The following is a 14,716-nucleotide window of genomic DNA, read 5'->3' as shown; positions in this document are numbered from 1 at the left end:
TACTTGATAACCGGGTTTTCAGCCCGGTTTTTTTTTGCCTCCATTCTTCCATTCGGTTTTCCTGGATTTATGAGGACTTTTCTATTACTCACTCTTTCCAATTTATTCATGACCTTTGCTTGGTACGGTCATCTGAAGTTCTTCAAGGACTTCCCCATTTGGAAAACAATCCTGATCTCTTGGGGAATAGCATTTTTTGAGTATTGCCTGATGGTTCCGGCAAATCGGATTGGATATGCAGAAGATGGATTAAGTGGTTTCCAGCTCAAAATTTTACAAGAAGTGATCACGATCACCGTATTCGTAGGATTTGCGATCCTTGTATTAAAAGAAAAAATGAAATGGAACCACGCGGTCAGTTTTTTTCTGGTAATACTTGCTGTAGTATTCGCTTTTTATGATAAAGAATGAAGGTTTTGAGAAGATAAGATAACAGGGGATTATATTTTGCTAGTTTATTAACAAACCTGAATAAAATTTACAATAATTCCCTGATCTCTTTCGCAAGTTCTTCTCCCTTGATTCCAGTAGGGTAAGCTCTTAGTACATTTCCGGTTCTATCAACCAGATATATAAAGAGAGTATGATCCATTCCATATTCTCCATTTCCTTGAGGAATTTGGGTCTTTTGGGAGAATACTCCGAATCCTTTCTGTAACTCTCCAATCTGATCTTTTCCACCAGTTAAGGCCACGAGTTCTTTTCCAGGAAAATGAGAAATATATTTTCTTAATACTTCCGGAGTATCTCTTTCTGGATCGATTGTGATAAACACAGGAGTAATATCTTTGGAATCATCTTTTAAAGAAATGAATGCGTTCTCTATGTCATTCAATGCCATCGGGCACATATCAGGACAATGGGAAAATCCAAAATAAACTACGAACAAATTCCCAGGTAATTCTGCCGGGCGAACAAACTTCCCATCCGTATCTTTTAAGATAGAAGTTTTCCATTCCGCTACTGGAGCCTCGGATGCAAATCTTGAAGAAGGTTTCTTCTTCATATAATACCCGACGCCGAAACCGACTCCAAGAATCAATAGAGAATAGATTATATTTTTATAATTCGATTTTAAAAAATTCATACTGCTACGATCCAACCCATTGCCCCTCTGTCAGCCATATGGGTCTGGTGAGGATGGAACATATACCTTCCCCTTTTAGTAAGAGTAAATTCTACAATTGCTCTTTCCGTTTGGCCCAGAGTGATCACATCCGTATGTTCATCAGGTACAAGTTTGGTCCCGGTCCTATACACATCGAATGTTTGGGAATGAAGATGGAAAGAAGCAACAGGATCATGTTCAGTCATATTTGCTATATACAATCTTACTTTTTTACCGACAGGAACTTTGATCGGGAAACGATCATAATATCCTGCGATACCGTTCCAGGCATAAATATCGTTACGACCGGTTTCATTCAGATCCCAACCAGCAAGTATCAACATAAATTCTAATGCAGGAGGTCTTCCGCCAGGAGGATCTACTATGAATCCACCATACAAACCTTTGGACATATGACTCGCCAAAGGAGGAACATGACAATGGTAAGGATGAAAACCGATTGGGCCTGCAGTGATCTTATATATTCTTTCTGCACCTGGAGCAATTGGTTCCCAACCATCCTGCTGAGGATCATGAGTTCCATGAAAATGAACCGAGTGAGGATGATTGGAATGGTTCCTAAAAAGAAGTTCCATCTCCTGACCAAGTCTTGCACGTATTACTTTTCCAGGAACAACGCCATCAAAGGTCCAGGCATCCACAACTGTGTTATGAGCCACAGTCAATGGCATTTCTATAATATTAACTTCGGAACGGAACTTGGCGCCGGAAGGAGCCTGGGGAATAGAAGTATTCAATTCCATCCTAGATAAGAACGCGGCATCCGCGAACATCGGAGGATGGATCATACTTCCGTAGGAATTCCCACCTATAGATCCAGGCAGTCGGATAGAAGGATTCGGAGTAGAAGAAATCTGCCCAGGAACAGAAGATCCTGTCCTACAAAGTGGATCTTCTTTTTTACCCGAGGTAATTCCGGCGATCCCGGTACCCGCTGCGAGTCCGGCACCGCCTATTCCTAACCAACGAAGGAAATCCTTCCGATTCATATTACCTTTCCGTTTATTAAAATCTTGCGATCGTAGAGATCAGAAGTGTCAAAACCAAAAGGCCGATCCCTCCATACACAAGACTGTTCTTTGCCCAAGATGGGATCTTAGAACCGCCTATTATATGATAGGCTCCTGCCCCAAATAGAGGGACAAGAATGATCGCCGCAGTCCATAAACTTCCTTTTTTAGGATCTACATCGTCTCTTTTAGACAAGTCGATCAGGGCTAAAGGAGCCCAGAGAGCGAATAAAATGTAGAAAATATAGTATCCGTAAAAATTGAAAAGTAAGGTAAAAAATCCGGGATCGTAAAATTGAGCAGTTTCCATAAATAACTCCTTAATATATTCTAAAAATTTAATGTATCAATTTCCTGAGATCAACCCGCTCCCACGTTCCCCACAATGGTGAATCCAAGGTAGAGAATGAAGGCCAGAGAAGCTCCAAATCCGGCAAACACAAGAGTGAACCTCAAGTATTTTGGATAAGAAGATTTGCCTGAAAGAAGATAAGCTCCTCCTCCAATATAAGGCACTAAGGAAACGAATGCCAACCATACGTATTTGCCAGGGCTAATTTCCGATTTAGAAACCAGATCATAAACACTTAAGCTGACTAAACATACGTAAAGAAGAAGTGGAAGCAAATATCCAAACCAGCGGAAAATCACTATTTGGAAATCCAAAGGTTTAGGCACAGAGAATCCACCCAGAACGTCTCCGAACTTAGGTTTTCTTTCTGCGAGGATCTTAGCTGCTTCTTCCGGAAGTTTTACCTTATCCAAATCCAAACCGAAATCTTCGAAAGGATGAATAGCAGGTTTGATCGGAGCCGAAACTCCACCAGGAATATTTGTTTGAGGAGCAGGTACAGGTTGGTTCTTCCAATCTCCGCTCGGATAAATTCCGTGAGTCGCATCCACCATCAATGAAAGTGCATTATATGCAGTGAAAATTTCTCCGCCCATTGGGATTCTGATCCCTGAACCGCAAGAATTCGTTTTTTCTAATAAAGGAGGAACAGAGGTTTGGAATTTATTATTTGAGAAACAGTTTCCAATACTGATCGGTCCGGCAAGAGTCAAGTCTCCAAAACCGGAAGAATGTACAATGTTTCCTTCCACAATATTTCTATGGGAAAACCAAAAATTCTCATCCAGATTCGGGAAGATTGCAATCCCGTGATTATCATGTCCGATCACAACGTTATTTTTGATCACATTATGCAAACCACCTGCGATCAAGATCCCTGTTCCGTAAGTAGGATATTCCAGAGGTTTGATTGGAGCGGTCAGGTTATTATTATCATAGATTAAATTCCCAATAATATAAGTCTCCCTCTCCGGAGGAAGAAGTTCCCTATCCAAGGAATTTGGTCCTAAACCAACGATATTATTTCTCCAGATTGAACTGATGATATATAATTCTCCACCAGCGTTCGTTCCGGAATAACCCAAGGCGCTATTCTCGGAGATCACATCATAGAGGATCGCTTTACAAGGATAACATTGGCCTACATAAATCCCAGCATCAGGAGATCCAGAAGCATAAGAATGTTCTAATACTCCGTTCACTGAATCGAAAGCATAAATTCCGTAGTCACCGTTATTATAAGCGGTTAGATAAGAACCTCTATATCCTTTTACACCTGTCCAAAAGAATCCGTTTAAGGTTGCGTTCCTTGCAGTCATATTTTCCACTGCAACGCCATTTGCTCCCACCACGATCACACCGTTCGCTCTTTGGAACTGACCGTCTAAGATTACTTTGTTTCGATCTGTTCCTCTTAAGGTAAGAGAAGGAGTAGTAACTACTACTTCTTCGTAATATACACCTTCGTCTATTAGGATCAGATCTCCAGGAGAGGCAGCGTCCACTGCGTTTTGGATAGTAGGATACATTTGTGGAACCTTACGAGTCGTTCCTGAAAATTTTTCAGCGACCTTCCAGTCCTTACCAGCTCTTGCAGCTGGGTTATAAGCGGCATTTCCTACTACTATATCCGCAACCATTCCACTTTTTCCGTCAGGAGAAGCGTGGAAACTGCAGTAATAAGGAAATACTCCTTCCTTAGGATAACTGATCTTTACCTTGGCGCCTCTTGGCATCACGATATTACCGAAACTTTTTTCGGTAGACCAAGACTTATCCACTGCAATCGCATTATGAGGATTAGCCCCAGAATTTATAAATTCGATCTGACCGCCGATTGGAATCTTTTGCATAGGGGGAGAAAATGCATTATCCACCATTACCACATGGGCAAAACCTTCTGTTGTCTCTCCCTCTTTGCCACTGCAAGAAGAAGCGAAGGCTCCCATCAAAATTCCCAGGACCAATAGTCCTATAAAGGGAATATACCTTTCTTTTAAATGGAATTTAGGCATCGGAACTCCTCTCCTCATATTCGAAGTATCTCGGAATTTCACCCGAGACATGCCTTTTAAAAATGTGAGCTTTTGCTCACTTTTTCAGTATTTTCGCATATCACTACAACGACACAAGCATTTTTCTAAGAATTATAATCGAGCAGATGTTATAGAAAGCTTCTTCTTATTAAAAGCCAAAAAGTGTTCAGGATAATTCTTTTTTAAATTCAGGATCTTTTCCTGCCAGGCCCCAACCCGTCCATCCTGTGACTAAAGAAAACAAAGGAGAAAGTAAATTTAAGAATGCGTAAGGAAGATATACAAGTGTAGGAACTCCCAATGCAGTAGCCATAAAGGAACCGCAGGAATTCCAAGGGACTAAAGCGGAAGTCATAGTTCCGGAATCCTCCAAACATCTGGAAAGATTTCTAGGGTCTAGTCCTTTTCTATAATAGGCCTCTTTGAACATTTTACCTGGGACCACAATCGCAAGATATTGGTCCGCGCAAAATAAATTGGTCCCCATACATGTGAATACTGTAGCTGCGAATAAGGATCCTCTTGCCTTAGCCCAGTTTAAAACCTTCTCCGCTAAAACTTGGGTCATTCCACCACCTTCCATGATCCCAGCATAGAACATGGCAGAGATAATCAGCCAAACTGTGGAGAGCATAGAAGACATTCCACCTCTGGATAATAATCCATCTACAACTGTATGTCCGGTCTTGACCTTTGTTCCCTCAGATGCCGCGGAGACCAAATTTTTAAAAGCGGCAGAAGCAGCATCCTGGAAGTTTAAAGAATTTGTATATATATTGGACTGAGTCAGGACAAAACAGACTCCACCGCTCAAGATCCCGATAAAGATAGAAGGAATTGCAGATACCCTAAAATAGATGAGAAAGAATGTAAGAAGTGGTGGAAGAAGTAGAACCCAAGAAATTTGGAATTCCGCTTTTAAAGCGGAGATTACAGGTCCCGTTGCAGTTTCCGTCTCACCTTGGCTTCCACCCCAACCTAAAAATCCGAATGCCAAAAGACAGATCCCGAATGCAGGTAAAGTTGTCCGAGCCATATTACGTATATGTGATAGAAGAGAAACTCCAGTGATGGAGGATGCAAGATTTGTAGTTTCCGAAAATGGAGAAAGTTTGTCTCCGAAGTAAGCTCCTGAAACTACGGCCCCTGCTACCATTCCCAATGGTTTTCCGAGTCCCGCCCCTACTCCGATCAATGCGACACCGATCGTTCCCGCGGTGGACCAAGAACTTCCAGTGGCCAAAGAAACTACTGAGGATAAGATCAAAGCAGATGGTAAAAATATCTCTGGTTTTAATAATTCCAGCCCCCATACTATGAGTGCAGGAACGATCCCGGAACGGATCCAAATTCCGATCAATGCACCTATTAAAAGTAAAATGAGTATTGGCTGTAAAACATTTCGAAGAGAATCTAAAACCGTGTCTTCTATCTTCTCCCAAGAAATTCCCCTAAGCCTGGAAATTCCCGCAGAGATTGCACCAGCGCTAAATAATAAAATTTGAGCAGGCCCCTCAGCAATACCACTTCCGAATAAATATCCTGCAGTACTTAAAGAGAGGATCAAAAATCCCAGAGGAAATAAGGAGATCCAAAATCCTGGTTTTTCGTTCATTCCGGAAAATCCTCCGGTAAATTAGATCGTATCTTTGTTTTCATCTCAGTAAACGGATGAATGAACTTTAAAGAACTGGCATGTAAAGCCTGTCTATTCATCCCAAGTTTAGCAATCAGGTCCGGCTCTTTTCCTTCTATAAATTCCAGAAATGCTCTTTCATCCTTACCGTAAATTTTATCTCCGAGTAAAGGAAATCCTAAAGAATATAATGTGGCTCTGATTTGATGAAGTCTTCCTGTTTTCGGAAAACAGTACACTTTAGAGAAGGGCGTCCCCTGAAACGTACCTTCTCCAATTTTTCGAAAATTAGTTTCGCAGGTTTCCAGATCCTCTCCCTGAGTTTCTAATTTTCGAAACGAATCCTCGTAGACAAATTTTCTTTTTTTACGGATCAAAGAAGAAGGGTCCGATATCAAATATCCTTTCGCCCTAACGGAACTCGGAAAATTTCCCCAAACATAGGAGATATACGTTTTGTTTATTTTCCTTTTAGAAAATAACTCGGCTAATTTAGAGGCTGCTTCCGAATCTTTCCCAAAAACAACTACTCCAGAAGTCTCTCTATCCAACCTGTGAATGGTATACATTTTTTCGAAACGGGGATCTTCTTCTAATAGGTCGGTGAGATTATTCTTCCTATATCGTCCTGCACTATGTATTGGTATATCTCCCGGCTTTTCTACAGCGATATAACGAGAGTCTTCGAATAAAATTTTGAAATTAGTTTGGACAGGAGGTTCAAAACTTTCTCCAGGTAGATAAAGTATCTCATCTCCCTCTTTGATTGTATAAGAAGGTTTTGCAACTTTTCCTTGGACAAGTATTTTACCTTCTTCTAATATTTTTCTCCAATTGGATCTGGATTGATAAGTAAATCTGGAAGCAAGAAATACGTCTAGTCTAGTGCCCGCCTCGTCTTTCCCGATCTTTGTTTTGAGGCCTTCCTGTGTAGAAGAATTAGACAGACTCTTCTTCTCCTTCAAAACCCATATCAGGCACTTCTTCCGAAACTGTTTCCATTTCAGAAGCAGATTCCTCTTCCGAAGGAGAAGGCAAATCTTGGGCAGTCGATTCCGGTGCTTGGGAACCTTCTCCCGGCCCTAATCTGGAATCTACGAATTGGTTTAACATTTCTTCTTCCTTAGAATTTAAATTAAAGAATTGTAAACCTATGCGGAACATCTTATCGGTGTTTGTGATATTTCGGATAACCGCGCGATAAGTTCCTCTTAATTCCTGGTTCAATTGTACATCGCAGAGTAATATTTCTCCCACGGCAAAACTTCTGGAAAAGAAAATGGATTGAGGATGGAAAAATCCAAGTCCACTTCTGCTAATGTCTTCTGCCATACATCTTTCCTTAGATTCCTGGAAAAATCCGGAAGCGATCACATCTCTGGAAATTGCGGCAGCAAATAATGTGATCTTATTATAATCTTCCGTATCCATAGGTTTGTCCGAAAGAACCTGTACATAACCAAGCGGAGTATAATTTTTATAACGTATTAGAACTGAAATTTCGGAAACAAACCTGGACTCTATCTTGTTCAATGTTAGAAGTTTTAGATATTCTTCGATTGGAACAAAATTTTGTCCTGCTCCGCCGGAACTTCTCTCCAAACGATTGGTTACAAAAATGGATTGTTCGAAATTGTACATGATCCTAAGCCTGTTATCCATTCTATCTGAAAAATAGATCAAAGAATCAGGATAGGTTTCCTTCATTTTTTTTGCATGCTTCTGAAGGATAGTCTCTACTATCTTATCAATAAAACCTAATGAACGCCTTAAGTGAAGTTGGTTGATTATATTGGTGAGAATGATCGGCTCTCCACCTCCGCCTTCCAGTTCCACCCTACCTTGCGCACGTTTCGCCTCGCTGACTTTTACAGCTTGGATCCTAAGTAATTCTAAACCGTTGCCGGCATTTCTTTGGACTACGGTAAAAACACCGTGGAAAAAATGATTATTATGAGTGAGAAATAGGATCCGAGTCTTCTCTCCGTCCGATTTTCCAGGAAGGGAAGCCAGAAGATATAGACCGTCTTTGATCCCTACAATTTTTGCAGGATAAGATCTACCTTTAATTTCTACAGAAACAGGCAGTCTCGCAAACAATGTTTGGAGGATTTTAGTCAGAGCCTCTGTTTCTTTGACTGTCCTATCCAAACTTTCCTCCTAAAGGAGCCCTTTTCCTTTGGCAAGGAATCCGAGTTTAACGGCTCCCTCGTTTAGGGAAAGGAAATTACTGGTTCCAAGGAATTTTCCGGATCATTCTTTTTGCATTATATTCTACTAATACGTTGTGAGGATGCCGGGAGACCTTTTGTGAAATTATATCAAAAGTCTGGCAAAAATAAAAATCTAAGGTTGAATTTAAGAAGCAGTTTCTTCCTTTTTTCTGAAAATAAATTCTTTCCTAATTTCGGAAATTCGGGAAACTCCTACCGTATTCATTGCCTGTGCCAAACCTTCTGTGTATTGGCCCACTAAAAAGCGGACTCCGGCCACTCCTCCGCCCACCGCGGAAATCGCCATAGGTCTTCCAATTAGAACATTATTCGCACCTAGTGCATGCATTTTGAAAACGTCTGCACCACTTCTCACTCCTCCATCCACGGAGATCGGAAAATTAGGGCCTAATGCTTCTCGGATCAAAGGAAGGACTCTTGCAGTCCCAGGCATATCGTCCAACACCCTACCACCATGGTTAGAAACAACGATCGCATCCGCTCCTGCTTCTTTCGCAAGAATTGCATCTTCTGGACTCATCACACCTTTTAAAATAAAAGGAAGTTTTGTATAAGAACGTATTTTAGAAAGAGCATCCACTCCTCTTGTAACAGAAGGAATTTTTTTCTGGACCAGAGTTTTGAAATTCACCGCATCTATGTCCATACCAAGGGCAAGAACTCCCTGGGCTTCTGCTTCTTGGAATCTTTCTTTGATCAAACCTTCGTCTTCTCTAGGTTTACAAATAAGAATACCTTTACCTTCTACTTTTTTGAGAGCTTCCAAGATGATCAGATATTTTTCCGGACTTGCGCCATCACCTAACCATGCTAAGCTGCCGGAAGCCAAACATCCTTCCAGTAAAACCGCAGCCAAAGTATACTCATCCATGGCTCCGCTCATATTAGTGATCGCACCTGTCATGGGCGCACACATGAAAGAAGTGGATAATTTTTGTCCTAAAAATTCGCTCTCAGTGCTCGCTTGAACATTCTCTCTGATATATCTGGGTAGAATAGAATATTCTTCCAATGCCTTTGTATTGTCTTGGAAGCTGAGCATTCTTCCAACACCACCCATGCCCGGAACTCCAGATGCGCAATCTGTTCCGTCACAAACTTTACAGACCCAACAGATCTCTTTTCCAAAACGGATTCTTGCATTAGCCGCAATTTCTTTTTCGGAAATAGAATATAATTCATCACAAGTAAATTGAATCGTTTCTAATACTTTGGAGAATACACTCTCTGCTTGGCTTAAATTCTCCGCAGAGATGATCACATGCCCTGTTTTTTCAATATTATTCGTGGGCTCAGGTATTATATCCCCCACCTTGTGTAATAGATAGATATCGGTTACACCTTCTATCTTCTTTGCTTCTTCCAATCCATCGATTGCAAGAAGTTTTCCTTTAGGTGCAAGTAATGCTCTTTCGATAGAAACTCTATGAAATAATGGCTCTAAATTATCAGGCTCTTCTCCAAGCGCAATTAAGATGGCAGCTCGATTCAGATTGATACCGCTGGACAACGGAAAAGTAAAAGCGGACATGAATCCGCCGGAAAGTCTTGCAGCAATCTCTCCCACTTTCACACCGGTAGGAGTTACCTTTATATCTCCTTTGCCTGCACCTCTTCGGATCCCGAGTGCCTGCATTCCTCGGAACATCACATCCTCTATTTCTTTTTGAATCTCAGGCGAAAGAGCAGAAGGCATATTATGGCCCATCTCTATAAAATAAGGTTCTCTTTCTATGATACGGTCCGCAAGACCTGTGATCATATATTTTCCGTCCCATGCAAGTGCATCCACGGAAACTTCAGGACCAGGCATATATTCTTCTAGGATCATCTCACCAGTCGGTGAATATTTTTTAGCATGTTTAAATGCAGCCTGTAGCTCTTCTCTATTATTTACTTTTACAACTCCACGGGCTCCCATATTATCCGCAGGTTTCATAACCAAAGGGAATTGTAGGAATTCCAACGCGTCACGAGTGTCTTGTATACTCCAGACTGGAGCAAATCCGGGAATAGGAACCCCTGCTTTTTTCAGGCGTTCTCTCATCTTTACCTTATTGGATGCGGCTTCCGCGTCCACGAAACGAATGCCAGGAAGGTCTAACGCGTTAGCAACTGCGGCAACAGTCATACTCGCATCTGTTCCTGCAGTGATAACACCGTCTATCTTAGTAGTTGCAGATAATTTTTTGGCCTCTCTCACCATTCCTTCTATGTCCTTTGTGGACATGACCATAGGAAGATCGCAAATTTTCAGACCTGGTGCTTCCGGATTCATATCCGCCACCACTGTCCTGAGAAGCATCGTTTTTGCGGTTTGGATGATGGGAACCTGAAGAAGTCCTCCGCCAATGATTAGGATCGTCTTACCTGCGATTTTTTTACTCACGGAAGAACGCTTACTCCTAGTTCCGAATTTTCTAAGACAGTAAGATCCGATTTTTCGTAAGTAGTCACACTTCCTTTTCGGATGATCCCACCTGCGAGTAAATAATCTGAATCATTTGGATAGAAGACCGCAGATTGCCCTGGGGCTACACCTTTCACTTCTTCTAGAGGAAACACTTCTATAAAGTTTTCGTTACGTACTACTTTTGCTCTGATAGGACGGGAACGATATCTGACTTGCACCCTACATTCCGAACTTTCTGTTTCTAAAACAGGAGCCCAGGCTTGTAGGTTCAGATCTTCCACAATAAAAGATTCCACAAAGGTTTGTCTCTCTTCTGCCAAAACAACCGTTCCGTCATCTTGGATAGAGATTACATATAAAGGTGCCTTCCAAGCAATGCCTAGACCTTTTCTTTGTCCTATGGTGAAGTTTTCCTTTCCAGAATGTTCTCCAATTACTTGTCCGTCTTGTAATTTGAAAACTCCAGGAGTGAAATTAATATTTTTCTTAGCTAAAAACTTTCTATAATCGTTCTCAGGAATAAAACAGATTTCTTGGGATTCAGCTTTTTCAGCAACTGGAAGTCCCATTCTTCTTGCGATCTCTCTCACTTCAGGTTTGGTCATTCCACCCAAAGGAAAAACTGTATTTTTTAAATTCTCTTGGGACAAACCATATAAATAATATGCCTGGTTCTTATTCATGTCCTGAGCATTGGACACAGCATATCTTCCGTCTATCTCTACGATATTCGCATAATGTCCGGTAGCTATTTTATCAATTCCTAATGCAGATGCCTTCTCGAATAAGGCACCAAATTTCACGAAAGTATTACATTCCACACAAGGATTCGGGGTTTTTCCTTCCTTGTAATCATTTACAAATCTGTCTATGACCTTCTCTTGGAAAAGTTTCTCCATCTTGATCACATAAAAAGGGATATTTAAGGAAAGACCAACATCTCTCGCGTCCCTTATATCTTCAGGAGAACAACAGGATTTTTTAGTGGTATCGCAGGCAGGTGCCTCATATTCCCAGGTGCGCAGGTTGACACCGATCACTTCGTAACCTTCTTCCATGAGTAGGCCTGCAGTGACAGCACTGTCTACCCCTCCACTCATCGCTACTATGATCTTACCCTTACTCATTTCCCAGGACCGATTCCTTTCCTACTATACCAATAAGACTCCTTTTTGTGTCCAAAAGAATTCGATAGTTTTCCATCCAATTCCGGCCCAAGATCCCGACGATCCCTCTTCGGTGGTCCGAATGTAAAGCGTCAGGGGGAATTCCTCCAGGAAAGACCTCCAATTCAGGTGTGCAGAAGCCGATTCCTTCGGAATCGTTTTTCACAAAAACAGGACAAAAAGGCCGAAGTGTTCTGATCTTTGCCTGTAGTCGGCCTCCGCCAAAGTTGAATACTGTGGCTTCTTTTCCTTCTACATATTCCGTGGAATGATCCGACTTGATCGTGTCCCAGTCTAGAACGCTGTATTCTGCCCCAGTATCCAAGATCCAAGATTCTTTTCTGGTTCCAGGTGGACGAAGAAGCACCGCAGAAGGCTGACCGGACTTCAAAAACATGGGAAATAAATTTTCTTCCAAAAAACCGGGAGCAGGACTGGAGGTAGAAGATCTCCAAAGAGAAATTCTATCAGGTAAATCAAGAACTACAACTGAACCTAAGAATGCATTCATTCCTAAGATCCCATCCACTCTAAGTTCTTTAGGGAATACATGAGAATAAAATTCCACAGATTCGAAAGGACGAATCCCTCCGATGAATAAATCGTTCTTGATCGTTCTTCTGACCGACTGGACGGAACCTCCGGGAAAGCTAGCGCTCAAAACTCTTTTAGTAGAATTTTCAGGTACATGGTCTTCGGAGAGGAAGGAAACAAATGCACCTGTATCAATCAAAAATCTAAGTGGTTCTCTATCCTTGTCCAAGGAGAGATAAATTACAGGAAGATGGTCCACTTCTTTGAGAGGAAGTCTGATCCAAATTCCTCCTGCATCTTTTTCGTAACGAATATAACCGGAGAATAAATTCCGAAAATCGAAAGTAGTACATCCTGCTACATAAAACAAGAATGTTCCTAGGACAATCCTGGATAGAATAGTTCTTTTTTTGAATGTACGATTTGGAAGAAAAAGCATCGCCAATGTTCGAAAACCCGATTAGGATTTCAAATTTAAGGAAAAAATCGATTCTTTTTTATTTGGAAAAAATTTGGAAAAGCGAACTCATCCGAGTTCGCTTTAGAATTAGAGTAGTTTTTTGATACAGCGAGAATTCGGACAGCGAGTGTAATCGATTACACAGTCTCTGTATTCTATTCCTGTCTGAACATCCTTCGCTTTATATTCTATAAAGCAGGAATAAGGAGAAAAATCGAACTCTTCTCTTCCTAAAGCACGGTTACGGATACGTTTTCCGAGCTCCGCCTCTTCGATCTGGCTAATATAATAATGGTCCAGCTCAAGTTGTTTTTCCATGATAGAGGTTTCGGTCGAATTTTGGAATTCGATAAGCCCGAAATACCTCAGAAAATTGGAAAAAACTAGTTCTGGACGGGGATTTGGAAGGAAATGGTCCTGTTTTTACCTGAGTGTTTTGCCTCGTAAAGCGCCTTATCCGCCCTTTCTATCAGGTCCTTATTGTTTCGGTCGCTTGTCCAAAACTCGGAAACTCCTATAGAAAGAGTGACTTGGAAATCAGGACCTCCGTTCGGATTCGGGATAGAAGCAGTTTCTACCGCCTTTCTCAAACGTTCTCCCATTTCAAAGCCACGCTTTAAGTCCGCTCCAGGCATAACTAAGCAGAATTCCTCTCCACCATATCTGGCAGCGATATCATGTTTACCTGCGCATTGGATCAGTCTTGCGGCAACTTCAATCAATACCTGGTCCCCTGCTTGGTGCCCATGAGTATCATTGAATTTTTTGAAATTGTCCACATCAGTAAATAGAAGAGCAAGATTCGTTCTTTTTTTACGGCAACGTTCCATCTCTTCTTTCAGTTTAGTTTGGAAGTAATGATGTACTTTCAAACCAGTCATCATATCTACGGTAGCAAGTTCGTATAGACGGGAATTCTCTACTGCAATTCCTGCAAGTGTGGAAAGAGTTGTGAGAAAGTCTCTGTCCTCTTCCATCCATTCTCCCATAGTGATCTTTTCACCCAAGAGAAGGAGTCCGTTCACTTTTCCTTTTGCGTTCAAAGGAATGATCAGGTCTCCGCCGATTCTTCTTAAAAATTCCAGTTCAGGACTTAAGCCCATAGACTCTTCAACTTGATCAGGAGTCATTGCCTTAAGTTTGGTCTCTAAAAAAGTAACTAAAGGTGCATCTGTTTTGATCTTAAATCCCGCGTCATCTTCTGCGAGATCGAATCCTTTAAAACTCGGCTCCAATTCGAAATAATTAGAGTCAGCTTCCGGTGCTAAAAAGATAGCCGCGCTCAAAGTTTGAAGTTGAGCTAAACAAATATTTAAAATAGCATCAATTAGATACTTATAATCCAGTGTGGAATTAAGAGCCTTACTGATCTCGAGAAGTTGTTTCTGATCATAGATCTTCTTCTCATAATATTCGATCATCAATGGATCATTGTCTTTTCCGATCAACTGTGGAATCTCCCAATACAAAATTGAAAAGATAATTAATTTCGCTAATCCGTTTCTTCACCTACGGACTCTGAACATTTTCCGTGAAGTCGATCCGCGAGAGGTAGTAGCATCAAAAAGCTTTCCTCGGGGAAATCAAACTCTTTTTACTTTTTCATTTGACTTTCAGCCTGGGCTCAGGAAACATGGTTTTAGACGCCGCGCGGTGGAGCAGCCGGTAGCTCGTTGGGCTCATAACCCAAAGGTCACAGGTTCGAATCCTGTCCGCGCTAGAGCGTTTTACATCAAATCATTATCC

Annotated in this window: 13 protein-coding genes and 1 tRNA gene; 2 read left to right on the top strand and 12 right to left on the bottom strand. The window is 41.4% G+C overall.

Translation table 11 applies throughout. The features are described from left to right. The first annotated feature begins 69 nt into the window (after positions 1-69). Positions 70-411: a DMT family protein gene (locus tag CH377_RS09465; protein ID WP_100723659.1), complete on the top strand. Its 342-nt coding sequence runs from the start codon at positions 70-72 to the stop codon at positions 409-411. Between the two features lie 67 nt (positions 412-478). Here the strand turns inward: CH377_RS09465 and CH377_RS09460 are convergent, their stop codons facing one another. From CH377_RS09460 to CH377_RS09405, 12 genes are all read right to left on the bottom strand, one after another. Continuing rightward, the gene (locus tag CH377_RS09460) at positions 479-1,087 is read right to left on the bottom strand and encodes an SCO family protein (protein WP_100723563.1); all 609 of its coding nucleotides are present in this window, start codon (positions 1,085-1,087) and stop codon (positions 479-481) included. Beyond that, complete coding sequence (locus CH377_RS09455; RefSeq protein ID WP_100723562.1) at positions 1,084-2,118, bottom strand: multicopper oxidase domain-containing protein; 1,035 nt, start codon at positions 2,116-2,118, stop codon at positions 1,084-1,086. The genes CH377_RS09460 and CH377_RS09455 overlap by 4 nt, the downstream gene beginning before the upstream one ends. A gap of 16 nt (positions 2,119-2,134) precedes the next feature. Next, positions 2,135-2,449 carry a PLDc N-terminal domain-containing protein gene (locus CH377_RS09450; RefSeq protein WP_100723561.1) on the bottom strand — a complete coding sequence of 105 codons (315 nt, stop codon included), beginning with the start codon at positions 2,447-2,449 and terminating at the stop codon, positions 2,135-2,137. A gap of 50 nt (positions 2,450-2,499) precedes the next feature. After that, positions 2,500-4,506, bottom strand: a complete 2,007-nt coding sequence (locus CH377_RS09445; RefSeq protein ID WP_100723658.1) for a right-handed parallel beta-helix repeat-containing protein — start codon at positions 4,504-4,506, stop codon at positions 2,500-2,502. A gap of 187 nt (positions 4,507-4,693) precedes the next feature. After that, the gene (gene nhaC, locus CH377_RS09440; RefSeq protein ID WP_100723560.1) at positions 4,694-6,142 is read right to left on the bottom strand and encodes a Na+/H+ antiporter NhaC; all 1,449 of its coding nucleotides are present in this window, start codon (positions 6,140-6,142) and stop codon (positions 4,694-4,696) included. Continuing rightward, positions 6,139-7,071, bottom strand: coding sequence for a pseudouridine synthase (locus CH377_RS09435; RefSeq protein WP_100723657.1), 933 nt, complete (start codon positions 7,069-7,071; stop codon positions 6,139-6,141). The genes nhaC and CH377_RS09435 overlap by 4 nt, the downstream gene beginning before the upstream one ends. A gap of 31 nt (positions 7,072-7,102) precedes the next feature. Beyond that, the gene (locus tag CH377_RS09430) at positions 7,103-8,314 is read right to left on the bottom strand and encodes a PilZ domain-containing protein (RefSeq protein ID WP_100723559.1); all 1,212 of its coding nucleotides are present in this window, start codon (positions 8,312-8,314) and stop codon (positions 7,103-7,105) included. A gap of 207 nt (positions 8,315-8,521) precedes the next feature. Beyond that, on the bottom strand, positions 8,522-10,786 hold the full coding sequence (locus CH377_RS09425) for an alpha-hydroxy-acid oxidizing protein (RefSeq protein ID WP_100723558.1): 2,265 nt from the start codon (positions 10,784-10,786) through the stop codon (positions 8,522-8,524). Continuing rightward, positions 10,783-11,937, bottom strand: coding sequence for a tRNA 2-thiouridine(34) synthase MnmA (gene mnmA / locus CH377_RS09420; RefSeq protein ID WP_100723557.1), 1,155 nt, complete (start codon positions 11,935-11,937; stop codon positions 10,783-10,785). Before mnmA ends, CH377_RS09425 begins: the two co-directional genes overlap by 4 nt. Beyond that, complete coding sequence (locus CH377_RS09415; protein WP_100723556.1) at positions 11,930-12,949, bottom strand: retropepsin-like aspartic protease; 1,020 nt, start codon at positions 12,947-12,949, stop codon at positions 11,930-11,932. Before CH377_RS09415 ends, mnmA begins: the two co-directional genes overlap by 8 nt. A gap of 108 nt (positions 12,950-13,057) precedes the next feature. After that, positions 13,058-13,288 carry a hypothetical protein gene (locus tag CH377_RS09410; protein ID WP_100707036.1) on the bottom strand — a complete coding sequence of 77 codons (231 nt, stop codon included), beginning with the start codon at positions 13,286-13,288 and terminating at the stop codon, positions 13,058-13,060. A gap of 65 nt (positions 13,289-13,353) precedes the next feature. After that, positions 13,354-14,418 (bottom strand): sensor domain-containing diguanylate cyclase, encoded by a 1,065-nt coding sequence (locus tag CH377_RS09405; RefSeq protein WP_100723656.1) that lies wholly within the window; start codon positions 14,416-14,418, stop codon positions 13,354-13,356. A 199-nt stretch (positions 14,419-14,617) separates the two neighbouring features. On the opposite strand from CH377_RS09405, the gene CH377_RS09400 reads away from it, so the two are divergent. Further along, positions 14,618-14,690: transfer RNA gene (locus CH377_RS09400), tRNA-Met, on the top strand. Positions 14,691-14,716: the final 26 nt, after the last annotated feature.

This window comes from Leptospira haakeii, assembly GCF_002812045.1.
In the GTDB taxonomy this organism is placed as follows: domain Bacteria; phylum Spirochaetota; class Leptospiria; order Leptospirales; family Leptospiraceae; genus Leptospira_B; species Leptospira_B haakeii.
Note: the sequence above shows the minus strand (reverse complement) of the source record. Positions and strands in the feature narration are given on the sequence as shown.

Bases quoted from the DNA above. Each gene is read 5' to 3' on its own strand.
- CH377_RS09460 (WP_100723563.1), bottom strand. From the start codon at position 1,087: ATGAATTTTTTAAAATCGAATTATAAAAATATAATCTATTCTCTATTG.
- CH377_RS09445 (WP_100723658.1), bottom strand. From the start codon at position 4,506: ATGCCTAAATTCCATTTAAAAGAAAGGTATATTCCCTTTATAGGACTA.
- nhaC (WP_100723560.1), bottom strand. From the start codon at position 6,142: ATGAACGAAAAACCAGGATTTTGGATCTCCTTATTTCCTCTGGGATTT.
- CH377_RS09410 (WP_100707036.1), bottom strand. From the start codon at position 13,288: ATGGAAAAACAACTTGAGCTGGACCATTATTATATTAGCCAGATCGAA.
- CH377_RS09465 (WP_100723659.1), top strand. From the start codon at position 70: ATGAGGACTTTTCTATTACTCACTCTTTCCAATTTATTCATGACCTTT.
- CH377_RS09455 (WP_100723562.1), bottom strand. From the start codon at position 2,118: ATGAATCGGAAGGATTTCCTTCGTTGGTTAGGAATAGGCGGTGCCGGA.
- CH377_RS09415 (WP_100723556.1), bottom strand. From the start codon at position 12,949: ATGCTTTTTCTTCCAAATCGTACATTCAAAAAAAGAACTATTCTATCC.
- CH377_RS09450 (WP_100723561.1), bottom strand. From the start codon at position 2,449: ATGGAAACTGCTCAATTTTACGATCCCGGATTTTTTACCTTACTTTTC.
- mnmA (WP_100723557.1), bottom strand. From the start codon at position 11,937: ATGAGTAAGGGTAAGATCATAGTAGCGATGAGTGGAGGGGTAGACAGT.